This window comes from Microbacterium enclense (genome assembly GCF_004022425.1).
Taxonomy (GTDB): domain Bacteria; phylum Actinomycetota; class Actinomycetes; order Actinomycetales; family Microbacteriaceae; genus Microbacterium; species Microbacterium enclense_A.
This window is the reverse complement of sequence record NZ_RBZY01000031.1, coordinates 24,031-47,043: the sequence shown is the minus strand read 5'-3', so window position 1 is coordinate 47,043 and position 23,013 is coordinate 24,031. Positions and strand designations below refer to the sequence as shown.

The 23,013-nt window shown below is 69.5% G+C and carries 19 protein-coding genes and 2 tRNA genes; 10 read left to right on the top strand and 11 right to left on the bottom strand.

The window, feature by feature from the left end; all coding sequences use genetic code 11:
• Positions 1 to 49: 49 nt before the first annotated feature.
• Positions 50 to 1,507, bottom strand: a complete 1,458-nt coding sequence (tig, locus tag D8Y23_RS09915; protein ID WP_128217977.1) for a trigger factor — start codon at positions 1,505 to 1,507, stop codon at positions 50 to 52.
• A gap of 73 nt (positions 1,508 to 1,580) precedes the next feature.
• Positions 1,581 to 1,654: transfer RNA gene (locus D8Y23_RS09910), tRNA-Pro, on the bottom strand.
• 264 nt (positions 1,655 to 1,918) lie between these two features.
• Here D8Y23_RS09910 and D8Y23_RS09905 point away from each other — a divergent pair.
• Positions 1,919 to 1,992 (top strand) — tRNA-Gly (locus tag D8Y23_RS09905).
• Between the two features lie 177 nt (positions 1,993 to 2,169).
• On the opposite strand, the gene D8Y23_RS16800 is transcribed toward D8Y23_RS09905, so the two are convergent.
• The 3 genes from D8Y23_RS16800 to D8Y23_RS16795 all read right to left on the bottom strand — a co-directional run bounded on the left by D8Y23_RS16800 (position 2,170) and on the right by D8Y23_RS16795 (position 3,290).
• The gene (locus tag D8Y23_RS16800; protein ID WP_164878196.1) at positions 2,170 to 2,343 is read right to left on the bottom strand and encodes a hypothetical protein; all 174 of its coding nucleotides are present in this window, start codon (positions 2,341 to 2,343) and stop codon (positions 2,170 to 2,172) included.
• Positions 2,344 to 2,410: 67 nt separating this feature from the next.
• Positions 2,411 to 2,845: an A1S_2505 family phage non-structural protein gene (locus D8Y23_RS09900; protein WP_240663859.1), complete on the bottom strand. Its 435-nt coding sequence runs from the start codon at positions 2,843 to 2,845 to the stop codon at positions 2,411 to 2,413.
• Between the two features lie 127 nt (positions 2,846 to 2,972).
• Positions 2,973 to 3,290 (bottom strand): hypothetical protein, encoded by a 318-nt coding sequence (locus D8Y23_RS16795; protein WP_164878195.1) that lies wholly within the window; start codon positions 3,288 to 3,290, stop codon positions 2,973 to 2,975.
• Between the two features lie 73 nt (positions 3,291 to 3,363).
• Between D8Y23_RS16795 and D8Y23_RS09895 the strand changes: the two genes are divergently transcribed.
• From D8Y23_RS09895 to D8Y23_RS09885, 3 genes are all read left to right on the top strand, one after another.
• The gene (locus D8Y23_RS09895) at positions 3,364 to 7,725 is read left to right on the top strand and encodes a carboxypeptidase regulatory-like domain-containing protein (RefSeq protein ID WP_164878194.1); all 4,362 of its coding nucleotides are present in this window, start codon (positions 3,364 to 3,366) and stop codon (positions 7,723 to 7,725) included.
• Positions 7,726 to 7,818: 93 nt separating this feature from the next.
• Positions 7,819 to 8,787: an arsenic resistance protein gene (locus D8Y23_RS09890; RefSeq protein WP_240663858.1), complete on the top strand. Its 969-nt coding sequence runs from the start codon at positions 7,819 to 7,821 to the stop codon at positions 8,785 to 8,787.
• Between the two features lie 102 nt (positions 8,788 to 8,889).
• On the top strand, positions 8,890 to 10,482 hold the full coding sequence (locus D8Y23_RS09885; RefSeq protein ID WP_128217975.1) for a hypothetical protein: 1,593 nt from the start codon (positions 8,890 to 8,892) through the stop codon (positions 10,480 to 10,482).
• 8 nt (positions 10,483 to 10,490) lie between these two features.
• On the opposite strand, the gene D8Y23_RS09880 is transcribed toward D8Y23_RS09885, so the two are convergent.
• Positions 10,491 to 11,030, bottom strand: coding sequence for a gamma carbonic anhydrase family protein (locus D8Y23_RS09880; protein ID WP_128217974.1), 540 nt, complete (start codon positions 11,028 to 11,030; stop codon positions 10,491 to 10,493).
• 139 nt (positions 11,031 to 11,169) lie between these two features.
• Between D8Y23_RS09880 and D8Y23_RS09875 the strand changes: the two genes are divergently transcribed.
• Complete coding sequence (locus D8Y23_RS09875) at positions 11,170 to 11,655, top strand: Dps family protein (RefSeq protein WP_128217973.1); 486 nt, start codon at positions 11,170 to 11,172, stop codon at positions 11,653 to 11,655.
• A 125-nt stretch (positions 11,656 to 11,780) separates the two neighbouring features.
• Here the strand turns inward: D8Y23_RS09875 and D8Y23_RS09870 are convergent, their stop codons facing one another.
• From D8Y23_RS09870 to D8Y23_RS09850, 5 genes are all read right to left on the bottom strand, one after another.
• Complete coding sequence (locus tag D8Y23_RS09870; RefSeq protein WP_128217972.1) at positions 11,781 to 13,277, bottom strand: amidohydrolase; 1,497 nt, start codon at positions 13,275 to 13,277, stop codon at positions 11,781 to 11,783.
• Positions 13,274 to 13,900: an FMN-binding negative transcriptional regulator gene (locus tag D8Y23_RS09865; RefSeq protein WP_205796991.1), complete on the bottom strand. Its 627-nt coding sequence runs from the start codon at positions 13,898 to 13,900 to the stop codon at positions 13,274 to 13,276. The genes D8Y23_RS09870 and D8Y23_RS09865 overlap by 4 nt, the downstream gene beginning before the upstream one ends.
• Positions 13,901 to 13,918: 18 nt before the next feature.
• Positions 13,919 to 14,908, bottom strand: a complete 990-nt coding sequence (locus tag D8Y23_RS09860) for an Fpg/Nei family DNA glycosylase (protein WP_128217970.1) — start codon at positions 14,906 to 14,908, stop codon at positions 13,919 to 13,921.
• A complete protein-coding gene (locus D8Y23_RS09855) occupies positions 14,908 to 15,450 on the bottom strand; it encodes a ribose-5-phosphate isomerase (protein ID WP_128217969.1) in 543 nt (180 codons plus the stop codon). The genes D8Y23_RS09860 and D8Y23_RS09855 overlap by 1 nt, the downstream gene beginning before the upstream one ends.
• Before the next feature lie 86 nt (positions 15,451 to 15,536).
• Positions 15,537 to 16,724, bottom strand: a complete 1,188-nt coding sequence (locus D8Y23_RS09850; RefSeq protein ID WP_128217968.1) for a ferrochelatase — start codon at positions 16,722 to 16,724, stop codon at positions 15,537 to 15,539.
• Positions 16,725 to 16,850: 126 nt separating this feature from the next.
• Between D8Y23_RS09850 and pepN the strand changes: the two genes are divergently transcribed.
• The 5 genes from pepN (at position 16,851) to D8Y23_RS09825 (ending at position 23,010) form a co-directional block, all read left to right on the top strand.
• Complete coding sequence (pepN, locus tag D8Y23_RS09845) at positions 16,851 to 19,400, top strand: aminopeptidase N (RefSeq protein WP_128217967.1); 2,550 nt, start codon at positions 16,851 to 16,853, stop codon at positions 19,398 to 19,400.
• 120 nt (positions 19,401 to 19,520) lie between these two features.
• Entirely contained in the window at positions 19,521 to 20,432 is a 912-nt protein-coding gene (locus tag D8Y23_RS09840; RefSeq protein ID WP_128217966.1) for an ABC transporter ATP-binding protein, read from the top strand.
• Entirely contained in the window at positions 20,429 to 21,217 is a 789-nt protein-coding gene (locus tag D8Y23_RS09835) for an ABC transporter permease subunit (RefSeq protein ID WP_128217965.1), read from the top strand. The genes D8Y23_RS09840 and D8Y23_RS09835 overlap by 4 nt, the downstream gene beginning before the upstream one ends.
• A gap of 69 nt (positions 21,218 to 21,286) precedes the next feature.
• On the top strand, positions 21,287 to 22,564 hold the full coding sequence (locus D8Y23_RS09830) for a mechanosensitive ion channel family protein (protein ID WP_240663857.1): 1,278 nt from the start codon (positions 21,287 to 21,289) through the stop codon (positions 22,562 to 22,564).
• The gene (locus D8Y23_RS09825) at positions 22,561 to 23,010 is read left to right on the top strand and encodes a globin (protein ID WP_128217964.1); all 450 of its coding nucleotides are present in this window, start codon (positions 22,561 to 22,563) and stop codon (positions 23,008 to 23,010) included. The genes D8Y23_RS09830 and D8Y23_RS09825 overlap by 4 nt, the downstream gene beginning before the upstream one ends.
• The last annotated feature ends 3 nt before the right edge of the window (positions 23,011 to 23,013 follow it).

The window sequence follows — 23,013 nt, the reverse complement described above, 5'->3', positions numbered from 1 at the left end:
AGGGGGTGGATGCCATGGCATCCACCCCCTCCGTCGTACCGGACGAGGCTTACTCGCTGTCGGCGGCCTTCTTCTTGGCCGGAGCGCGCTTCTTGGCGGGGGCCTTCTTGGGGGCCTCCTCGGCGGCGGCCTCTTCGGCCTCGACGACGGCGTCCGCGTCGGCGGCGGCGTCCGCGATCTCCTGGGCCTCTTCCGCGACCTCGTCCTCGGCGTCGGTGGGCTCTTCGCCCTCGACGGCGACGAAGCCGGTCAGGTCGACGGGCTTGCCGTTCGTGTCGACGACGGTGACCTTGCCGAGCGCGATCGCGAGCGCCTTGTTACGGGCGACCTCGCCGACCATCGCGGGCAGCTGGTTGCCCTGCTGCAGCGCGTTGACGAACTCCTGCGGCGCCATGCCGTACTGCGCGGCCGACTGGATGAGGTACTGCGTCAGCTCGTCCTGCGAGACCTGGACGTTGGCGTCCTCGGCGATCTTGTCGAGGATCATCTGGGTACGGAACTGCTTCTCGCTGGCCTCGGTGACCTCGGCGCGGTGCACGTCGTCCTCGAGGCGGTTCTCGCCCTCGAGGTGCGTGTGGACCTCGTCCTCGATGAGCTGCGGCGGCACGGGGATCTCGACGGCCTCGATGAGCGCCTCGACGAACTTGTCGCGCGCGGCGGCGCCCTGCGTGAAGACCGACTGCTCGGACACGCGCTCGGCGAGCGAGGCGCGGAGCTCGGCGAGGGTGTCGAACTCGGATGCCATCTGCGCGAAGTCGTCGTCGGCCTCGGGCAGCTCGCGCTCCTTGACAGCCGTGATCGTGACGGAGACCTCGGCCTCTTCCCCGGCGTGGTCGCCACCGACCAGCTTCGAACGGAACGTGGTCTGCTCGTCGGCGGTGAGCGAGTCGATCGCCTCGTCGATGCCCTCGAGCAGCTCGCCGGAGCCGACCTCGTAGGACACGCCCTCGGCGCGGTCGATCTCGGCGCCGTCGATGGTGGCGACGAGATCGAGCTCGACGAAGTCACCCTTCGCGGCGGGACGGTCGACGGTCACGAGCGTGCCGAAGCGGGCACGCAGGCGGTCGAGTTCGGCATCCACCGCCGCCTCGTCGGCCTCGACCGCGTCGACGGTCACGGTGATGGTGTCGTAGGCGGGGAGGTCGAACTCGGGACGGACGTCGACCTCGACGTCGACGATGAGATCGCCGGAGTAGTCCTTGAGCTCGGGCAGCTCCACGATCTCGGCGCTGGGGCGTCCGATGACGCGCAGCTCCTGGTCCTCGACGGCCTGGCGGTAGAACCCGTCGAGACCCTCGTTGACGGCGTGCTCGATGACCGCGCCGCGGCCGATGCGCTGGTCGATGATCGGCGCCGGCACCTTGCCCTTGCGGAAGCCGGGGATCTGCACGTCCTGCGCGATGTGCTCGTAGGCGTGCGCGATGCTCGGCTTGAGCTCTTCGGGCGAGACCGTGATGTGGAGCTTGACCCGGGTCGGGCTGAGCTTCTCGACGGTGCTGTTGACCATGCGGTGTGTTCTCCTCGTGTGGCCCGCGCGCACGCGGGGGCCGGCTAGGCCTGTGGTCTGTGGGGCCGTTGCGTCGGGGCGACAGGATTTGAACCTGCGGCCTCCCGCTCCCAAAGCGGGCGCTCTACCAAGCTGAGCTACGCCCCGGGGTGACGCGCAGCACGCGTTCGACGAAACGACCCCTGAAAGTCTAGTCGATCGACGTGCGGGGGCCGTTCTGGGAGTCGATCGGATGCCGTGTGCCGTGGCGCGGACGGCGTCTGCGGACGCGAGAACAGGCGGATGCCACGAGCACAGGCCGTTTCGGCGGTGATCAGCCTGTTCCGAGCGCATCCCCTGTCCTGGCAACGCCGGTGTTCGTGACACCGTCGGGCGTGAAGTAGAGTTGTCGACGCTGCGGTTCGCCGCCGCGGGGATGTAGCTCAATGGTAGAGCCTCAGTCTTCCAAACTGATGGTGCGGGTTCGATTCCCGTCATCCCCTCCACAGGTCCGACAGGCCGGCCCAGCCGGTGTGTCGGACCTTTCGCGTGGATGCCGTCGGAACCGACGCGCTTCGGGTGGGCCCACGCCGCCGGAGGCTCCGCGCGACGCGCAGCGGCGCGTGGAGGGGCGGTGGGGACGATTCCCGTCATCCCCTCCACATTTAATCGTGAGCGCGCCCTCACGGCACGTACTCCTGCGAGAAGTGGTCCAGTGCGAGGACCAGCGCCGTTCCCTTCGGCCACGCCATCACGCTGACGGTTCGCGGGTCGAGGATCGTGCCGGGGATCCGCAGTCGTGGCGTCGCGCCGATGGCATCCGCCAGTTCTTCCGGCGTCATTGCCGCCGGTGGCATCAGGTGAAGCTGCGTCGCACACCCTCCGCTGCCGGACGACTCGTCTTCGGACACGATAAGGGCGCCGTCAGTCCTCGAGCAGGATTTCCCGGAACGACGCCGGAAGCACGACGTTCTCCCCCGCGCCCGTGAAGAACGGAGCGACGTCAGCGGGCCGGTACCCGGCGATTCCGCAACCGAGCTCGGTGACGAGGAACCGCAGCTCGGGGTGGTCTGCTGCGAACGCGACGAACCGCTTCGCCTGCCGCTCGAGAACCGACAGGCCGGACATCGTGTCTATCCCGTACGACTGTCCCTGCAGCCCCTCAGCCTGACCCCAGATGGCCCCGAAACGGTCGTGGGCGAAGCCTGCTGCGCCGCCACCGTGCGCACCGCCTCCGTTGGAGCCGAAGACGAAGATCTCACCGGGTGCGAGGTGCTCGATGCGCGTCGGTCCAAGGTAGGCCGCCGCCCGGAGACACCGCGACCGCTCAGCACGCTCAGGTTTTTCACAGGTGACCACGCCGCTGTGGTAGGAATAGCGCGTGGTCGCCCGAGACCACGAATCACTCGTCGCAGGGGTGCTGCGAGTTCGGCGTGTGCCGTATTGGGGGGAACATGACCACGTCTTCGCTCGCGCGCGCGCGACGCTACATTTCCGGCGCTGTCGCACTCACGCTCGCTGTGTCGCTCGGTATCGGGGTCGCCCCCGCAGCGTCGGCAGAACAGCCCACGAGGACGCCGTCGGTCGTGTCGAGCTCGAGTCCGTCGCCGACGTCGACGTCCAGTCCGTCACCCAGCCCCACGAAGGCGGCAATCGCCTCCCCGACGCCTGCGCGCACGTCCACTCCGTCAGCGGGCCCGACGAAGACGGCGACACCCTCCCCGACCCCCTCCCGGACGCCGACCCCGACACCCAGCCCGACGAAGGTCGCGACGCCGAGTCCGACCCTGTCGCCGACGCCCACGGGCGCGCCGCAGACCCTGTCGATCTCGGGTCGTGTCCTGGTACCGAACGGGTCGACGCTACCGACGAGCGGGGTGACGATCCGCGCCTACGCATCGGGCGACCTCTGGAACCAGGTCGCGTCCACGACGGCCGCCTCGACGGGGAAGTACACCCTCGCCGGGCTCGCGGCCGGCTCCTACGTCATCCAGTTCGATGTCGATCCGGGCAGTGGTCTGCTCGACGAGTGGTACAGCGACAAGTCGGACCGCTACTCCGCGGATCGGGTCGAACTCCTCCCGGGAGCGAACCGGACCGGTGTCGACGTCACGTTGGCGAAGGCGGCATCCATCTCGGGTGTGGTCACCGTCCCTCGAGGGACGCCGGGCGGTGCGAGCTCCGTCTTCGTCGCCGCCTACGACGCGACGCAGAATTGGCTCGGCTCCACCAGCGTCTCTGAGGACGGTTCGTATGCGGTGGGGTCGCTGCCCGCGGGAGCGGTGCTCCTGCAGTTCAGCGGGAGCTCCGACAGCGGTCTCGTGGATGAGTGGTTCGACGACGAGGCGGCGTTCTCCTCCGCCGACGCGATCACGCTCGTTGCAGGAGAGAAGCGCACGGGCATCAACGCCACCCTCGCCACGGGCGCAGTCATCACGGGACGTGTGTCGGTGCCGAACGGGATCACGATCGACGACTGGACGATTCGCGTCTCGGCATACGCCGAAGGACAGAACTGGGTCCGCGACGCCTACGTCTCCCGCGATGGCACGTATCGCCTCAAAGGGCTCCGTGCCGGTGACTACCGTTTGAGGTTCGACGCCGACAACGCGTCGGGGCTGTTGGACGAGTGGTACGACGATGCCGGAAACTACACCTCCGCGAAGCCGGTGACGGTGGCGACCGGTGCCACCCGCAGCGGTATCGATGCAACGCTCGCTCGCGGCGCGTCCCTCTCGGGTCGCGTGACGGTACCCTCGGGCTCGTCGCCGTCGGACGTCAGCATCCAGGTCTACGACGCAACGCAGAGCACAGTCGCGTACGCCAACGTCGCCGTCGACGGCACCTACTCGGTCGGCGGTTTGCCGAGTGGCAGTGTCCGTGTCTATTTCTCCGCCATGTCGCCGTCGAGCCTGCGGTCCGAGTGGTGGAACGACAAGCCGGACTTCGCCTCCGCCACGCCGGTCGACCTGACACCTGGACAGAAACGCACCGGGATCAACGCCACTCTCACCACAGGAGCCTCGATCGCCGGGCGGGTGACCGCGCCCGCAGGGTCCTCGCTGTTCGGCGGGTCCGTGCTGCTCTACACGAGCGAATACGCCTCGTTCAGGTCGACCCCCATCGCCTCCGACGGGTCCTACGCAGTCACCGGCCTGCCTGCCGGGACGTATCGGGTGAAGTTTCAGCCGCCGTGGAATTCCGCCCTCCTTCCCGAGTGGTACGACGACGCGGCGCGGTACCCCGACGCCGTGCCGATCACTGTGACCAACGGCGAGAGCCTGTCCGACGTCAACGCCTCGCTCGCGGTCGGCGGCACGATCACCGGCACGGTGACGGTACCGGCCGGAACTCCGCGCAGCTCCAACGGCGTCGGCATCCAGGTCTCGGCGTACCTCGAAGGCGGCGGTTCGTCGTCGTGGTTCTCAGCCACCGTCTCCGCGGACGGCACCTACGCGTTGCGGGGGCTCCCCGTCGGACGCTATCGGGTCTCGTTCCAGGCTCCCGACGACTGGGGACTCATCGATGAGTATTACGACGACGCCACGACGTACTCGGAATCGACACCGGTCCCCGTCGGGACGAGCCAGACCGTTTCGGGTGTTGACGCGGCACTTGCGGCCGGGGGCAGCGTAGCCGGACGTGTGACCCTTCCGGCGGGGATGACAGTCGACTCGATGGAGTATCGCGTCACCGCCTACGGCCCGCAGATGAGCTACGTGGCATCCGCCGGTCTCAAATCGGACGGGACCTACGTTCTCCGAGGCCTCCCGGCGGGCAGCTACCGCCTGCAGTTCTCCAGCCCGCACAATTCCGGAGTGTTGTCCGAGTGGTACACGGACAAGGCGGAGTACTGGTCGGCGGACTCGCTGACGCTGACGGCGGGACAGGGCCTGACGAACGTGAATGCCGCTCTGGACCGGGCCGGGGCGGTGAGCGGCTCCGTTCGCGACGCCGCCGGAGCGGGCGTGGCCGGAGCGCGCGTGACCATCTACGCCCGCAGCGGCACCACCTGGGTGTGGCGGACGTCCGTCACGACGAACAGCACCGGTGCGTACACGTTCAGCGACCTGAGCCCGGCGACCTACACCTTGCAATTCGAGCCGCCCACCGGTTCGCCGCTGCTCGGCGAATGGTGGAAGGACACCCCCGATCGGACGACTGCGACGGGCTTCACGCTCGCGGCCGGACAGGTCCGCACCTCCCTGGCGACAACTCTCACCTCGGGCGCGACCGTCACCGGCACTGTGCGCTCCGCAGACGGCGCACCTCTGGTCGGGGCGCAGGTGCGGATCACGAACCGAGCCGGCGCCGACCTCGGGACCGCGGACACCGACGGGGCGGGCGTGTACGTGGTGCGCGCACTGCCCGCGGGCGACGTGGCAGTGGGCGTCGTGGGACCGTCGGGGCTGACCTACGCCAATGGCTCCGAGTTCCCCGTCGCCACAACCTTCCAGACCGTTTCGCCGGGCCGGTCGACCACCGTCGACATCCGCTTGGCCGGCCGATCGATCAGCGGGTTCGTCACGGCCTCGGATACGGGGGCGGCGATGAGCGGGGGCACCGTCGTGCTGTACTCATCGACCGGTGCCGTCGGTATGCCGGCGCCGATCGGCAAGACCGGCGCCTACGTCCTGCGGAACATCCCGCGCGGCACGTACACGATCCTGGTCCGACCGGCGGGCGATACCTACGCCGCGACCTGGGCGGATGGGGCGCCCTCCGCGCCAGAGGCGGACTACTTCTCGGTGGGCACCGCGTCGGTGAAGAAGAATCTCACCGTGCTCCGGGCCGGCAGTATCACGGGGACGCTCGCGCCGACGCAGCAGTCGGGCAGCCTTTCGCTCTGGCGGGCGGCGGGCGGCACCTGGACGTGGGTGGCCTCCAACTGGACCTCACCGGGCCAGAGCTTCGCTTTCCCGGGCCTGGCACCCGGCGTCTACGCGGTCCTGGCGTCGTCCGGCTCGAACGAGGACCCGACGGCGGCGCCGGGGATCACCGTCGGAGCCGGTGCCCACGTCGACGTCGGAACAGTGACGGACGTTCCTGCGGGCTCGGGAGGTCTCAGAGGAACGGTCACCGGTATCACCTCGGTGACGAATGTCTACGTATACGCCGAGTCCACGGACGGTCGCAGCTACTCCGCGAGCGTTCAACGCACCATGGACAAGACCTACGCCTACAGCTTCCCGGCCCTGAAGAGCGGGTCGTACACGGTGCGGATCGTGACGCCGTCGGCGCCGGTCGCGTGGTTCGGGGGCACGAGCGCGACCGCCCGCAAGGTGGTCGTCGCGAGCGGCGGTGCGGCGATCGCGAACGTCGCCGTCGCTGCCGGTAAGGGCAGCCTCGTCGGCACCGTTACCGGAGCCGACGGTGCCGGCGTGCCCGGTGCATCCGTGTCCCTGGTCGAGAAGCGGGCGGACGGCGGTTACGTCGACAGCAAGAACGTCACGACCGGGGCCGACGGGCGGTACTCGTTCCCGAGCATGCTCGCCCCCGGGCGCACGTACACGGTGTCGGCCAGCCGAACCACGGGCATCGTCGCCGCCACGGTGGTGGCGAGGAGTGGCTCGCAGACACAGGACATGGCCTTCGAAGCGCCCGCGCGGGTGAAGGGCGTCGTGGTGGATGCCGAGACCGGAGCGCCCGTGGCGGGGACGCCGGTGCGCATCGTCCGCGACGGCGGCAGCACGGGCGACCTCCAGACCGTGACCGACTCCCGCGGGCGGTACGACCTCTCCGACGTTCCCAGCGGCTCGTACCGTGTCCAGGCCGGCGCGTCCGGCAGCGAATCCGTCATCTCGGACCGTACCGGGTCGGTGTTCGCCCCGGAGTGGATCTCTGATGCGCTCACGCAGGGCACGGCGACCCCGCTGCCGGTGAAAGCGGGATCAGTGGTGACGGCGCCCACCATCAGGCTGTCCGCGGGCGGGGTGCTCACGGGTCGGGTGAAGGCCACTCTGGCCGGCGGCGAAAACGTCTGGATGACGAATGTGCGGGTGACGGTCAAGACGCTCGGCGGGAGCACGGTGCTCACGAGCGCACTCTCGTCCTCGGGCGCCCCAGGGGCGTTCGCGATGGTTGTTCCCGCCGGCACCTATCGCGTGTGCGCTTCGGTGCCGGAGTGGGTTCCGCTGCACTCCCGCTTCGACGAGTCCTGCAAGAGTTCGACGGTCACCGTGACAGCAGGCGCCGTGACGTCGACCGCGAATGTGGCGCTCACGGAGCGTCGGGACTGACGGGCACGCGTCCGGGCGTGACGGGGCGCGCCGCCGGTTCGTCGGCGGCGCCCCGGCCGAACGGGGGCACGGCGACCACGTACCCTCGAGACGGTGATCGCGTGGCTCCACCGCTGGCAGCTCTCCGTCTGGATCGGGGCAATGGCCGCCGGTGGCGCGTGCGGAATCCTCGCGCCCGCGACCGTCCCCGTGCTGGATGCGCTGGTTGCTCCATCGCTGGTCGTTCTCCTCTTCGCGACGTTCCTGGCTGTGCCGTTCGGCGCGATCGCGCGCGCGGTCCGTGACGGCCGCTTCCTCGCTGCCGTGCTGGTGCTCAATTTCGTCCTGATCCCGGTCTTCGTCTTCGCGATGTCGCGCTTCATCGCCCATGACCAGGTACTTCTGGCGGGAGTGCTGCTGGTCCTCCTCACCCCCTGCATCGACTACGTCATCGTCTTCACCCGGATCGCGGGCGGGGACGCCCCTCGGCTCCTGGCCGTCTCGCCGCTGCTCATGCTCGGGCAACTGGCACTGCTGCCGGTGTACCTGCGCTTCATGGCCGGACCCGAGGTACTCGCCGCCATCGACGTCGGGCCGTTCGCGGTGGCGTTCCTCGTCTTCATCGTGCTCCCGTTGACGCTCGCGGCCCTCACCCAGCGAGCCGCTGTCCGGCTGAAGGCTGCTCGCGCGGTGGAACGGACGATGGATGCCGCCATGGTGCCGCTGCTCGCCTTCACCCTCGCCGTGATCATCGGCGCGCAGATCGAGTCGGTGAGGATGAACGTCATAGCCGTCCTGACCGTTGTGCCGGTCTTCGTGGCGTTCCTCGTGGGCGCGCCGCTTCTCGGCATCCTCGTGGCACGCATCTTCGGACAGGACACCCGCGCGGCACGCGCCGTGGTCTTCTCCGGCACGACACGGAACTCGTTGGTGGTGCTGCCGTTGGCCCTGACCCTCCCGGATTCCTTCGCATTGGCCCCCGTCGTCGTCGTCACGCAAACACTCATCGAGCTGGTGGGGATGACCGCACTGCTCAGGATCGTGCCACGCCTTCTCCCCGGGCCGGCGGCCGCACGCCTCTGAGGAGTGCCTCATGCAACGGACATCTGACCGATATCTCGCCGGGTTATCGTGACGGTCGACGAAAGGGGTCCGGTGGCGGGTTCACGAAAGGCGAGGTGGGGTGTGATCGTCACGCTCGCGATAGCGGTCGTCGCAGCCTCCGCGGCGGCGGCATTGCTCCTCCTGCGCTCCGCGGGACCCGGCCCGCTCAGCGTCGTCAGCCCCTCCCTCCTGTTCACATCTGCGTCCGATGTGCGGGTCGTGCTCGGCAACTCGCACGGACCGGTCGCGTGGACCCTGCGATCGCATTCCGGCGAGGAGATCGCGACCGGTCAGAGTCCCGGGGGCCCGGATGCGCAGGTCGAGCCTGAGGTCCCCTCGAACGGGTTCTACGTTCTCGACCTCGCCGACGACCGAGACCACCTCAGCGTGAACGTCCTGGTCAATCCGACTCCCCCGAAGACGGATCGCTTCTTCTCCGTGGCGACCCACTGGGGCAAGGCCTCGTTCGCCGCCGACACCTGGCGCCTCGACAAAACCGTTCCGCTCCTGGTCGGACTCGGCTTCCGGGAGATCCGCGACGAGACGTCCTGGACGAGTGTCGAGCGAAAGCGTGGCGAATACGAGATCCCGGCCTACGCGGAAGACCTTCACGCCGTCACCGACGAGAACGGTCTCAAAATGCTCTTCGTCGCGGGGTACGGCAATCCCGTCGCCTACCCCGACGACATGAAGGAGACGTTGTCGCCGCCGACCACGCGCGAAGGCCGACAGGGCTACGTCGACTACATCAACACCGTTCTCGACGCGGACCCGCAGATCGACAAGGTGGAGGTGTGGAACGAGTTCAACCGTTCCCAACGCAACACGAGCGACTGCCAGAGCGGGGCCTGCTATGCGACGCTGGTGAAGGCCGTCTACACCGGCGTGAAAGCTCGCCACCCGCACGTGGACATCGTCGCGGGCAACACCGCCGGTACCCCTCTGAGCTGGTTCTCGGACTTCATCGACGCCGACGGTCTCAACTACTCCGACATGCTCTCCACCCACGGGTACGCCACGGACCTGGATGCCACGCTGTCGAAGGTCTCGGCGTTGGACGCGCTCGTGAAGAAGAACAACGGCGGGGTGTCCAAGCCGATCATCGTGAGCGAGGTGGGCGTGTCCAGCACGACCTCGACGAAAGACGGGGGGAATGTCGCGCGAGTGCCGACCGAGGCGCAGGCCGCCGCGGCCCTGGTGAAGATCTTCGTCGGGCTGCGCGCGGTCCCGTCGGTCGCCCAGACCGTCTGGTACGACGGAATCGACGATGGGACTCGTCTGGACGAGACCGAGGACAACTTCGGGCTGTATCGGCAGCCCACCGATCGGGTGGAGGCCTTCCAGCCGAAACAGGGTGCCGCGGCCGCCGGTTACCTTCTCCGTCAACTCGCCGGCTACGAGTTCGAAGGCCGGCGATCGCTCGGGTCGGATGTGTGGATGTACACCTTCTCCGACAAGAACGGCGATCAACGCCGCGTCCTCTGGCGGGACGCGCCGTACGCCGACACCAGCACGGAACCGGTCTCGGTGGACGTTCGGGCGCGACCCGGCTACAAGACGTCGCTGACCTCGCTCACGGGTGAGGCCATCCGATCGGGACTCGGCCCCGGAACCGTGGAGGTCTCCGTCGGTATCGAGCCGATCTACCTGAATGAGACGCCCGCGTCGTCCTGAGGCCCGAGTCAGCTGCGACGCACCGCGCCCGCGTGGCGCTCCGCGTGTTCCAGGTACGTCTGCGCGTTGCGCAGAATGCCCTCCCGCTCCTCCGGCGTCAGAGCCCGCCGGACCTTGGCGGGCACTCCCGCGACCAGAGACCCCTCCGGAACCACCGTGCCCTCGAGCACGACCGCTCCCCCGGCGACGAGGCATCCCGGACCGATCTCGGCGCCCGACAGGATCACGCTTCCCATCCCGATCAAGGATCCGTCGCCGATCGTGCAGCCGTGCACCACCGCGTTGTGTCCCACGGACACGTCGGCGCCGATGGTGACGGGACGCCCCCGATCGACGTGCACCGAGACGTTGTCCTGCAGGTTGCTGCGCGGGCCCAGAACGATTCCCGCACTGTCGCCGCGCACTACGGCGTTGTACCAGACGCTGGATCCCTCGCTCAGAGTGACCGCGCCGATCACGCGAGCCCCGGATGCCACGAACGCGGTGTCGTGCACGTTCGGCGTCGCATCGGGCAGGGCGAGGACCGTGGCATCCGGAGCGATCGTCATGCCGTGAGACTATCGCGCGAGTGAGGTGAGGATTGCCTTTCCATCAGGGATTTAGCCGAGCCTCATCTTGCTTGCGGAATGTTCGGGCGCGAGTAGCGTTGCTGTCATCACGACATCGGCACAACACTCAGGAGATCTCATGAGCACCGTTCAGACGCCCGCCGCCACCACCGTCGACTCGACCATGGCCTCCAGCACCGCCCAGTTCCTCTCGCCCGTCGTCCTCGGCCTCGAGGCCCTGGTCGTCAACGGCAAGCAGGCGCACTGGCACGTCCGTGGCTCGAACTTCATCGGCGTGCACGAGCTGCTCGACACCGTCGTCGCCCACGCGCAGGACTGGGCCGACCTCGCGGCGGAGCGCATCGTCGCCCTGGGCCTCCCGGTCGACTCGCGCCTCTCGACCGTCGCCGCCAAGGCGAAGGCAACGGCTGTCCCCGCGGGCTTCGCGCAGTCCGATGTCATCATCCGCGCCGTCATCGCCGACATCGACGCCGTGCTCGTCGACCTGCAGACCGCCATCGACGGTCTCGACGAGACCGACATGACGAGCCAGGACGTCGCGATCGAGATCAAGCGCGGCCTCGACAAGGACCGCTGGTTCCTCTTCGCGCACCTCGCGGCCTGAGCATGAGTTCTCGAGGGGGCGGCGCTTCGGCGTCGCCCCCTCCGTCGTTTGCGTGAGGGGTCGATTTCTGTCGCCTCAGCCCACCGGAAGCGACAGAAACCAACCCCTCACGCGAAGTTCCGAGTTCAGGACGCGTGCGTCACGCGGCCCGCGAGGAGCGTCGTGCGCACCGACATCGCGCGCAGCGCCCGCTCGTCGGCGGACCGGGGATCGACATCCACGACCACGAGGTCCGCGCGAGCACCCGGCGCGATCTCGGCGGGCGCCGTCGAGCCTCCTGCGGTGGATGCCGCGATCGCGGTGTCGATGTCGATGCGCTGGTGCGGCTGCCAGGCGTCGCGCCCGTCGCGCGTGCGGAACACCGCCGACGCCATCGCCGCCCACGGATCGAGGGGCGCGACGGGGGCGTCGGAGCCGAATCGCAGGTTCGCGCCGCTGTCGGCCAGGGCCCGCAGCGGGTAGGGCTGCGCCGATTGCTCGGCCCAGATGGCATCCGTCATGTCGCGGTCGTCGAGCGCGTGCTCGGGCTGCACGCTCGCGATGACCCCCAACCGCGCGAACCGCGGGATGTCGGCGTGCGCCACGAGCTGCGCGTGTTCGATCGTGCCGGTCGCGCCGGTGCGAGCGTAGGCATCCAACGCGTGGGCGTTCGCGACGTCGCCGATGGCGTGGATCGCGCATTCCAGGCCCGCGGCGGTCGCGCGCGTCATCAGCTCGACGAGCTGATCGGGCGGGATCGTGAGGAGCCCGTGGTTCTCGCTGTCGCCCGGGTAGTGGTGAGCGCACGCCGCCGTGCGCGTGCCGAGCGACCCGTCCGTGATCGCCTTCAGCGGCCCCACGCGCACGAGATCGTTCCCGGCGCCGCGCACCGGGTCGCCCGTGCGCAGTCCCTCGGCGATCGCGCGATCCAGATGCTGCGGGTACGTACCGTACGACACCCGCAGCGTGTCGAAGCCGCGAGCGACGCGCCGCTGCCACGGTTCGTCGTTCCAGGTCATGTCGAGGTCGACCAGGCCCACCACGCCGCGAGCGGCGGCCGCTCGCGTCATCCGCTCGACCGCGCGATCCCCCGCCTCCGGGTCGACCGCGTTGATGCGCCGCGAGATCTCGAACGCGTCCTCTTCGCGCAGGACACCGGATGCCGACGGCTCGAAGCCTTCCCGTCGGAACGCCGCGGAATTCATCCAGACGCTGTGGACATCGGCGTTGACGAGGTAGGTCGGAACCTCGCCGGTCGTGGCATCCAGGGAGGTCAGACTCGGTTCGTCGGGCCACAGTCCGTCGCGAAAGCCCACGCCGATGCGGCGCCCGTCGCGCACCTCGGCGCGGCCCATCACGGCGGCCGCCTCCCCCGCTGACGCCACGTCGCCCAGCGCGACGCGACCGGCGGTCAGCGCCCACTGCACGACGTGCACGTGGTGATCCCACAGCCCCGGGAGCAGCCATCCCCCTTCGCCGTCGATCACGAGCCCGCGCGGGCGGAGGTTCCCGGTCGGCGCGATGTCGACGATGCGCCCCTCGGCGAGAACGAGGTCGACGGGCTCGTCAGGGGTGGGCAGGAATTCGCGGCCCGGGCCGGCGACCCGCACGGCGCGAACGAACCCCGCGATCTCGTCGATCATGCGCGGCGACGCGCGTCGGCGGCGCGCTGCATCTCGGCGGCGAGGGCCGGGTTGGCGTCGGGCCCGTCGCCGAGCCTCGCGATGATCGCGTCGACGACCTCTGCCGGGCGATTCTGCGACAGCTTCCGCTTCGCGACGACGCGGGCGGGCGTCAGCCGGAAGCCGACGGTCCCGGCGGCGAGCCGGTCCACGAACGCGGCGTCGTTCGGGGCGTGATACAGGCCGCGTCCGTCCTCGCCCTCGAAACGCTCCACGAGCCGGTCGAGCACGCGCAGGTTCTCGTCCGGCGTGAGGATCTCCGGGATGCCACTGAGGTGCGCCGACACGAAGTTCCAGGTCGGCACGGCCGGACCGTCGCCGTACCATCGCGGCGTGATGTACCCGTGCGGGCCCTGCACGATCACGAGCAGCTCACGGTCGCCGAGACCGAGGATCGCGTCGTCGGGCTTGCCGACATGCCCCACGATGGTGAGGTCGTCGTGGTCGTCGTCGAGCAGGACAGCGTAGTGCGACGCAACCAGACCGGTGGAGCCGTCGGACACGAGCGTGACCCAGGGATGATGCTCGATGAGGCGCCGGATCTCCCCGACGTCGGTCATCGCGAAACTCGGATTCTGCCGCACCGGATCAGCCTAGAGCGCTCACGCCTGACAGCTCGGGCACCAGTAGAGCTTGCGGCCCGCCGCTTCCTCGACGAGCACCGTCGTGCCGCACACCCGGCAGGGAAGACCCGCGCGGTGATACACCCAGTGGCGGTCGTCGCGATGGGCCATCGCGCGCCGGTACGCCTCGGGGTCGAGGTCGTCCATCGTCATCATCTGGCCGGTCTCGACGCCGATCGCGAGCAGCCGGACCCAGTCGCGCCACATCTCGCGGACCGTCTCCTCCGGCACGTCACGACCCGGCGTGTGCGGATTCCGGCGCGCGCGGAAGAGGATCTCAGCCCGGTAGACGTTGCCGATCCCGCTCACGACCGCCTGGTCCATGAGCAGCAGCCCGATCGCCGTGGGCTTGCGCCGCACCGTGGCGACGAACCGCTCCTCCCCCTCCGCGATGTCATCGACGAGCGGATCGGGGCCGAGCTTCGCGATCGTCGCGGCGACCTCGTCGGGTGTCTGCAGCTGACACGCCGTCGGTCCGCGGAGGTCGGCGCAGGTCGTCTCGGTCAGGAGCCGCAGCCGCACCGCCCCCACTACCGGTGGCGGCCACTCGGTCTGCTCCTCGAGGCCCGTCGTCTGCTCCGACATGCGCACGCGAGCGCGTCGCGGGGCCCCGATCGAGGTGAGGGAGTTCTCGCCGGCGGCATCCAGGATCGCCTCGTCCAGCGCGGTGCCGCGCTGATTCGTCTGGCCCATCCGGCCGTTCGCCGCGGCGATGGTCGCGTCGATCGCCACCTCGCCCGCGAAATCCCACGCGCCGTACATCCCGAGGTGCACGCGCAGCCACACGTCGGGATCGAACCGCAGGAACATCTGCTTGCCCACGGCGCGGACCTCCACGGCCTCGCGCCCGTCGATCACCGACGCGCCCTCGGCGAACCGCCCCTGAGGACTGGATGCCATGACCGTGCGGCCCACGATGTTGCGGTCGAACTGACGGGCGATGCGGTGGACGGAATGTCCTTCGGGCATCAGCCTGCCTCGGGGTCGAACGCCTCGCTGGCGTCCAGGACGTCGGGCTGAGAAGCGCGTTCGCGGGGATCGGGCAGCAGGATGCCGTCCTGCTCGAACGCCGCGAGCTGCGCGATCCGGCGCGCGTGGCGCTCCTCCCCCGAGAAGGGTGTCGCGATGAAGCGGTCGATGAACGACGCGGCTTCCTCGAACGTGTGCTGGCGCGCGCCGATGGCGATCACGTTCGCGTCGTTGTGCTCACGAGCGAGCTCGGCGGTCGCCATGTTCCAGACGAGCGCAGCACGCACGCCGAGGACCTTGTTCGCCGCGATCTGCTCGCCGTTGCCCGAGCCGCCGAAGACGACACCGAGCGTCTCGACGCCATCGGCCTGGTCGCGCACGACGGCCTGGGCCGCGCGGATGCAGAAGGCCGGGTAGTCGTCGAGCGGGTCGTACTCGATCGGGCCGTGATCGACGACCTCGTGCCCCTGCGAGGCGAGGTGGTGCTGCAGCTGGGTGGAGAACTCGAGACCGGCGTGATCGGTGCCGATGTGAATGCGCATGCGCCCATCCTAGGGACGGCCGCCGACACCGCGGGCGAACGACGACGCCGCCCGCCCCACGACGGGACGGGCGGCGTCGTGGCGTGTCAGGGGCGGACTCCCGCGGCCACCGGCTTGAAGCCCGCGCGGATGTTCTCGCAGCAGCCCGGGCGGCACACGTCGTACCAGGGACCGAGGTCGGTGAGGTGCGGACGTTCCGCCTTCGGGGCGCCCTTGAGGCGCTCCTCGACCAGGTCGACCAGGCCCGAGACGTACGCGGGGTCGATGCCCGGGGTGGGCGTGCGGACGGCGCGGATGCCGGCTTCCTCCGCCGCCTCCATCGCCTCGGTGTCGAGGTCCCATAGGACCTCCATGTGGTCGCTGACGAAACCGAGCGGCACGATCACGACGGCCTCTGCTCCGCGGCCGGGGAGTTCGGCGATGACGTCGTTGACGTCGGGCTCGAGCCACGGCTGCGTGGGAGGGCCGGAGCGCGACTGGTACACCAGCTCCCACTCGACGTCGGCGACCGCCGCGGCGACCTCCGCCATGACGAAAGCCGCGACGGCCTTGTGCTGCGCCTCGTAGGCGCCGCCCTCGCCGAAGTCGACGTCACGGGGCCCGGAGCGCTGAGCGTCGGCGGTGGGGATGGAGTGCGTCGAGAAGAGCACGCGGATCTTCTCGGGCGAGAGTCCGTCCGCGACGTAGGCGGACACGGCATCCTTCACACCCTCAACGAAGGTCGAGACGAACCCGGGGTGGTCGAAGAACTGCCGCACCTTATCGATCGTCACCGTCTCGCCGAGGCCCGTGGCCTCGAGAACCCGGGCGTAGTCCTCGCGGTACTGGCGGCAGCTGGAGAAGGAGCTGTAGGCGCTCGTCGCGATCGCCAGCAGCGTCGTGTCGCCGGCCTCGGCCGCCTCGGTGACGGCCTCCTCGAGGTAGGGCGCCCAGTTGCGGTTGCCCCAGTAGACGGGGAGGTTCAGGCCGCGACGGGCGATCTCGGCCTCGAGCGCCGCCTTCAGCTGACGGTTGTGCTCGTTGATCGGGCTCACGCCGCCGAAGTGGCGATAGTGGTGGGCCACCTCTTCGAGGCGCTCATCGGGGATGCCGCGTCCGCGCGTCACGTTGCGCAGGAACGGGATGACGTCGTCCTGACCCTCCGGTCCGCCGAAACCGGCGAGGAGGATGGCGTCGTACGCCACGGGCGTCTCGACCCACTTGGGTCCGGATGCCGCGGCGGGAGAGGCATAGAGGACGGTCTCGGGGGTGGTGTCGGTCTCGGTCGTGCTCACCCCGACATCTTCCCACTGGCGCGAACAGCCCGGCCCCGGGGTATCTCGACACTAGGCTTATACGGTTGTCGTCGGCGCCAGCAGTGCCATCCGCGACGACCCACCCACATCCTCGGGAGAACGCCAGTGCCAGGAGAGAACCTCACCCGCATCGAAGCGCAGGAGCGCCGCGCGATCGTCGACACGCACGAGTACCACGTGCGCCTCGACCTCATGCGCGGCGAGGAGGTGTTCGGCTCGGTCACCACGGTCCGTTTCGCCGCCACCGAGGGCGCGTCGACCTTCATCGACCTCATCGCTCGCACGGTCAACTCGGTGACCCTCAACGGCCGCACCCTCAACCCCGCCGAGGTGTTCGCCGACTCGCGCATCGCGCTGAACGGTCTGGCCGCCGAGAACGAGCTCGTCGTCGACGCCGACTGCGAGTACACCAACACCGGTGAGGGCCTGCACCGCTTCGTCGACCCCGTCGACGGCGAGGTCTACCTCTACACGCAGTTCGAGGTGCCCGACTCGCGCCGCGTCTTCACGGTGTTCGAGCAGCCCGACCTCAAGGCCGAGTTCACCTTTACCGTCACGGCCCCGGCCGCCTGGAAGGTCGTCTCCAACTCCCCCACGCCCGAGCCGGTCGCGGGGGGCGACGGTGCCGCGGAGTGGAGCTTCCCCGCGACCCCGCGCATCTCGTCCTACATCACGGCGCTCGTCGCCGGCCCCTACGAGTCCACGTTCTCCGAACTGACGAGCGCCGACGGCCGCGTCATCCCGCTCGGCGTGTACGCCCGCAAGAGCCTGTGGCAGTACCTGGATGCCGACTACGTCTTCGACAAGACGCGCCAGGGCTTCGCCTACTTCGAGGAGAAGTTCGGCTTCCCGTACCCCTTCGCCAAGTACGACCAGCTCTTCGTGCCGGAGTTCAACGCGGGCGCCATGGAGAACGCGGGCGCGGTGACGTTCACTGAGACCTACGTCTTCCGCAGCAAGGTGACGGATGCCGTGAAGGAACGTCGCGTCGTGACGATCCTCCACGAGCTCGCGCACATGTGGTTCGGCGACCTCGTCACGATGAAGTGGTGGAACGACCTCTGGCTGAACGAGTCGTTCGCCGAGTGGGCGTCGACGATCGCCACCGCCGAGGCCACCGAGTGGGAGGCCGCCTGGACGACCTTCAACGCGATGGAGAAGACCTGGGCGTACCGCCAGGACCAGCTCCCCTCGACCCACCCCGTCGTCGCCGAGATCAACGACCTCGAAGACGTGCAGGTGAACTTCGACGGCATCACGTACGCCAAGGGCGGGTCTGTCCTCAAGCAGCTCGCCGCGTGGGTGGGCATCGAGCAGTTCTTCGCCGGCGTCGCCGCGTACTTCCAGAAGCACCAGTGGTCCAACACCGAGGTGGGCGACCTGCTCACCGAGCTCGAGGCCACCAGCGGCCGCGACCTGGGCGAGTGGGCCAAGAAGTGGCTCGAGACCGCGGGTGTCAACACGCTGTCGCCGCTCATCGAGCAGGACGACCACGGCTCGCTGACGCGCTTCGCCATCGTGCAGACCGCGCCGTCGGACTACCCCACGATCCGTCCGCACCGACTCGCCGTGGGCTTCTACTCCCTCGACAAATCCGGACGCCTCGAGCGCGTGCACCGCGTCGAGCTCGACGTCGACGGCGACCGCACCGAAGTGCCCGAGCTGCGTGGCATCCGTCGTCCTGATCTGGTCCTGCTCAACGACGACGACCTCGCCTACGCGAAGATTCGCCTCGACGAGCGCTCGCTCGCCACGGCGATCGCGCACCTCAAGGACATCGCCGACCCGCTCGCGCGGTCGCTCGTCTGGGGTGCCGCGTGGGACCAGACCCGGGATGCCGAGGCCTCGGCGACCGATTACATCGACCTGGTGCTGCGGAACATCGGGTCCGAAACCGAGTCGACCACGGTCCGCACGACCCTCGCGCAGCTCCAGCTCGCGGCCAACAGCTACGTCGCTCCGGCCACCCGCGCCACCGCCCGGGAGCGCGTCGCGGACGGTCTGTGGGCGCTCGCGCAGGGTGCGGAGGCCGGCAGCGACAGCCAGCTGCAGTTCGTCACGGCGTTCGCCTCGGCCGCCGCGACCCCGGCGCACGTCGAGACGGTCCGGTCGTTGCGTGACGGCGACACGGTGCTCGACGGACTCGAGGTCGACACCGACCTGTCGTGGCAGCTCCTCGTTGCTCTCGCCGCCGGCGGCGCGGTCACGGCCGCCGACATCGACGCGGCTCGCGAGACCGACAACACGTCGAAGGGCGGCGAGTTCGCGGCCCAGGCCAGGGCCGCACTGCCGACGTCGGAAGCGAAGCAGGAGGCGTGGAGCTCGCTCATCGACCGCGCGGACGCGCCCAACACGATCGTCCGCTCGGCGGCGCTGGGATTCACGCACCCGGCCACGGTCGAGGTCCTCGCGGAGTTCGTCGGGCCGTACTTCGACATGCTGCTTCCGATCTGGGAGAGCCGCAGCTACCAGATCGCGCAGTACCTGATCGTGGGGCTCTACCCCGCCGCTCTCGCGAACACGCAGCTGCGGGATGCCACCCGCGCGTGGCTCTCCGCCCACAAGGACGCGGCTCCCGCCCTCCGTCGCCTCGTGAGCGAGAACCTCGCCGGTGTCGAGCGCGCGCTCGCGGTGCAGGAGCGCGACGCGCAGTAGCACCCAGCCTCGACGTACGCCCTCTCCCGCTTCGGTGGGAGGGGGCGTACGTCTTGCGATGTACGCGGATCCGTCCCCCGGCGGACGCGGAAGCGCCGGCCCGCTTCCTAGCGTGGAAGCATGATCGTCGCAGACCACCTCACCAAGCGATACGGCAGCCGCACCGCCGTGTCCGATGTCTCCTTCACCATTCCGCCGGGCCGCGTCACGGGCTTCCTCGGCCCCAATGGTGCCGGCAAGTCCACCACGATGCGCATGATCGTGGGCCTGGACCGGCCGTCCGCGGGCAGCGTCACCATCGACGGCACGGCGTATGACCGCCTCCGCGCACCGCTCACCGAGGTCGGCGTCCTGCTGGATGCCAAGGCCGTCCACACGGGCCGCTCGGCACGCAACCACCTCCGCGTCATGGCAGCCACCCACGGGATCTCGCGCCAGCGCGTCGATGAGGTGATCGAGATCACCGGTCTCTCCTCCGTCGCCGACAAGCGCGCCGGCGGGTTCTCGCTCGGCATGGGGCAGCGACTGGGGATCGCGGCTGCGCTGCTCGGCGACCCGCACACCCTCATCCTCGACGAGCCCGTCAACGGCCTCGACCCGGAGGGCGTGCGCTGGGTGCGGGAGTTCGTGCGCCACATCGCGGCGCAAGGTCGCACCGTCCTGCTCTCCAGCCACCTGATGAGCGAGATGGCGCTCACCGCCGACCACGTCATCGTGCTCGGGCGCGGCGCCGTCCTCGCCGACGCGCCGCTACCCGAACTCGTGCGGTCCTGGACGACCGAGGTCGTCCTCGTCCGCTCCCCCGAGCTCCCGCGGCTCGTCGAGGCTTTGCGGCCCGAGGGCGTCACGGCGTCCCCCGTGGAGCCCGGCCTCGCGAGCCTCGCCGGCGCATCGGCCGCCGCCATCGGCGACATCGCCGCGCGTCATGGCATCCCGCTCCACGAGCTCACCCCGCGCAGCGGATCCCTCGAAGACGCGTACCTCGCTCTCACCGACGACGCCATCGAGTACAAGACGAAGGAACTCGCATGACCACGCTCACCTCACCCCGACGGTCGACGTTCGCCGACACCGCGTCCGGCCCGACCTTCACCCGGACGCTGCGCAGCGAGCTGCTGAAGCTCACGACCCTCCGCTCGACGTGGTGGTCGCTCGCGATCGCGGCCGCCCTCTCCGTCGGGATCGCCGGACTGTACACCGCCGCATCCGACGGCGGTTCGCCGATCTTCGGGGTCGTGATCTCCGCGCAGTTCACGATGCTCGTCGCCGGGATCCTCGGGGCCATCGCGGTCACGGGAGAGTACGCCACCGGCATGATCCGCTCGACCCTGACCGCCACCCCCCGCCGCCCGCAGCTCGCGCTGGCCAAGGCCCTCGCAATCGCCCTCGTCGTGGGGGCGGCGACCGCGCTCAGCTACCTGATTTGTCTCGCCGTCACGGTGCCCCTGTCGACCGACGCCGTCACCTGGTCCGATCCCGCCCAGGCCGGTCTGCCGCTGCTGTTCGGTGTGCTCGCGATGGTGGCGTACGCACTCATCGGAATGGGGTTCGGGATGCTGATCCGCAACGGCGCCGGCGCGATCGCGGCGACCGTCGGGGTCCTGTTCGTCGCCCCGATCGCCGTGAACCTCTTCGCCCTGGGCGGTGCGTCGTGGCAGTGGGTGGTGGACCTCGGCCGCTACCTCCCTGTTGCGGCCGGCTCGGACCTGACCGCGATCCCCACCGGCGACGTCCTCGTTCCTGCGCTGACGCTCGCGGGGTGGGTCCTCGCTCTCGTGGGCGCCGGAATCGTCGTGCTGCAGCGACGCGACGCGTAAACGCCGACAGAGCGATGGATGCCTCGATGCCCAGGTGGCACCGAGGCATCCGTCGTTAGCATGAGAGGGATGTCCGTTCTCGCCAGCGCACCCGAGCCCACGCCGACTCCGCCTACCACCATCACGGAGCTCGCGGATCCCTCCGCCTGGGCATGGATCGGCCAGCAACTGCTCGGCTTCGGCGGCGTGCTCCTGCAGATCCTGGGGATCATCGTCGGGGTCACGGTCGCGGCGTGGATCCTCCGCGTCGTCATTCGCCGAGTCGTCGACCGCGTCGTCAACGGCGCGAAGAAGAACGCGCGCGTCGACGACACGCAGGCGCTCGACCGGTCCCCCCTCGCGGCCGTCCGCCTCGTGCAGCGCACGCGGACCCTCGGCACGATCCTGCAGAACATCGTCAACGTCGTGCTGATGATCGTCGCCCTCGTGTGGATCGCCGGCATCGTGGCGCCGGACGCCCTGGCATCCCTCACCCTTCTCACCGCGGCCGTCGGCGCCGGACTCGGCTTCGGCGCACAGAACATCGTCAAGGACGTCCTGAACGGGATCTTCATCGTCGCCGAGGACCAGATCGGGATCGGAGACGTGGTCGACCTGGGGCTGGCGACCGGCATCGTCGAGTTCGTGAGTGTGCGCATCACCCATGTCCGCGACGTCAACGGCACGCTCTGGTACGTCCGCAACGGTGAGATCACGCGCATCGGCAACATGTCTCAGGGGTGGGCCCGGGTCATCATCGACCTCGCTGTGCCGGTGGACGCCGATATCGACGAGGTCGAGAAGGCGATGCTCGGCGCGGCGAAGGGCCTCGCGAAAGAGACCAAGTGGCGCTCGCGGATCATCGAGCAGCCAGAGATCTGGGGGCTCGAGTCCATCAGCGGCGACGCGCTGGTCATCCGTCTCGTGATGAAGACGCGATCCGGCGCGAAGGACGACGTGGCCCGTGAGCTCCGCGTGCGCCTCAAGCGGGCGATCGACGCTCTCGGCGTCACCCTCCCCCAGCTCAACTCGATCGTGCTGACCGGCGCGGAGGGCGCGCAGAGCGTCCGCGGGGCGCACCCGCCCAAGACGAAGCCGACGCCGGTGGCCACGACGACGGAGCGGCCGGTGTGGCGCCCACGGCGCAAGAAGCTCGCGGTGTCCGACACGGTGCTGGATGCGGATGCCGTGGCCGCCGAGATCGCGGCCGAGAAGGCCGCTCACGCCGCCCGGGAAACCACGCAACCGAAGAAGAAGCCGGCCGAACCGCACACGAGCGACTCCCCGGCTCCGGCCGCCGAGAGTGACGCCGTGCAGAGGCCCACTCCCCCCGCCGTGCGGGCAGACGATGACGGAGCGTCCGCGTGAGCGAGCCGATCAGCTTCTACGAACAGGTCGGCGGCATGGACACGTTCCGTCGACTGGTGGACGCCTTCTACCGCGGCGTCGCCGAGGACGAGGTACTGAAGCCCATGTATCCCGAGGAGGACCTCGGGCCCGCTGCCGAACGGCTCACCCTCTTCCTCGCGCAGTACTGGGGCGGTCCGACGACGTACGGCGAGACCCGCGGTCACCCGCGCCTGCGGATGCGGCACATGCCGTTCCACGTCGACCCGGACGCGCGCGACCGGTGGCTACGCCACATGCGTGCGGCGGTGGACGAGATCGCCCTGCCGCCGCTCCTCGAGGCCCCCCTGTGGGACTACCTCGAGCGAGCTGCGCACGCGATGGTCAACACGTTCGAGCCGCGGGGGATCGGTCCGACGCGCGACGGGCGAACGGACCCGGGCCTCCCGATCCGCTCCGCGGACTGAGTC

Bases quoted from the DNA above. Each gene is read 5' to 3' on its own strand.
- D8Y23_RS09830 (WP_240663857.1), top strand. From the start codon at position 21,287: ATGTCCGTTCTCGCCAGCGCACCCGAGCCCACGCCGACTCCGCCTACC.
- D8Y23_RS09875 (WP_128217973.1), top strand. From the start codon at position 11,170: ATGAGCACCGTTCAGACGCCCGCCGCCACCACCGTCGACTCGACCATG.
- D8Y23_RS09840 (WP_128217966.1), top strand. From the start codon at position 19,521: ATGATCGTCGCAGACCACCTCACCAAGCGATACGGCAGCCGCACCGCC.
- tig (WP_128217977.1), bottom strand. From the start codon at position 1,507: ATGGTCAACAGCACCGTCGAGAAGCTCAGCCCGACCCGGGTCAAGCTC.
- D8Y23_RS09870 (WP_128217972.1), bottom strand. From the start codon at position 13,277: ATGATCGACGAGATCGCGGGGTTCGTTCGCGCCGTGCGGGTCGCCGGC.
- D8Y23_RS09835 (WP_128217965.1), top strand. From the start codon at position 20,429: ATGACCACGCTCACCTCACCCCGACGGTCGACGTTCGCCGACACCGCG.
- D8Y23_RS16800 (WP_164878196.1), bottom strand. From the start codon at position 2,343: ATGCCACCGGCGGCAATGACGCCGGAAGAACTGGCGGATGCCATCGGC.
- D8Y23_RS09880 (WP_128217974.1), bottom strand. From the start codon at position 11,030: ATGACGATCGCTCCGGATGCCACGGTCCTCGCCCTGCCCGATGCGACG.
- D8Y23_RS09860 (WP_128217970.1), bottom strand. From the start codon at position 14,908: ATGCCCGAAGGACATTCCGTCCACCGCATCGCCCGTCAGTTCGACCGC.
- D8Y23_RS09855 (WP_128217969.1), bottom strand. From the start codon at position 15,450: ATGCGCATTCACATCGGCACCGATCACGCCGGTCTCGAGTTCTCCACC.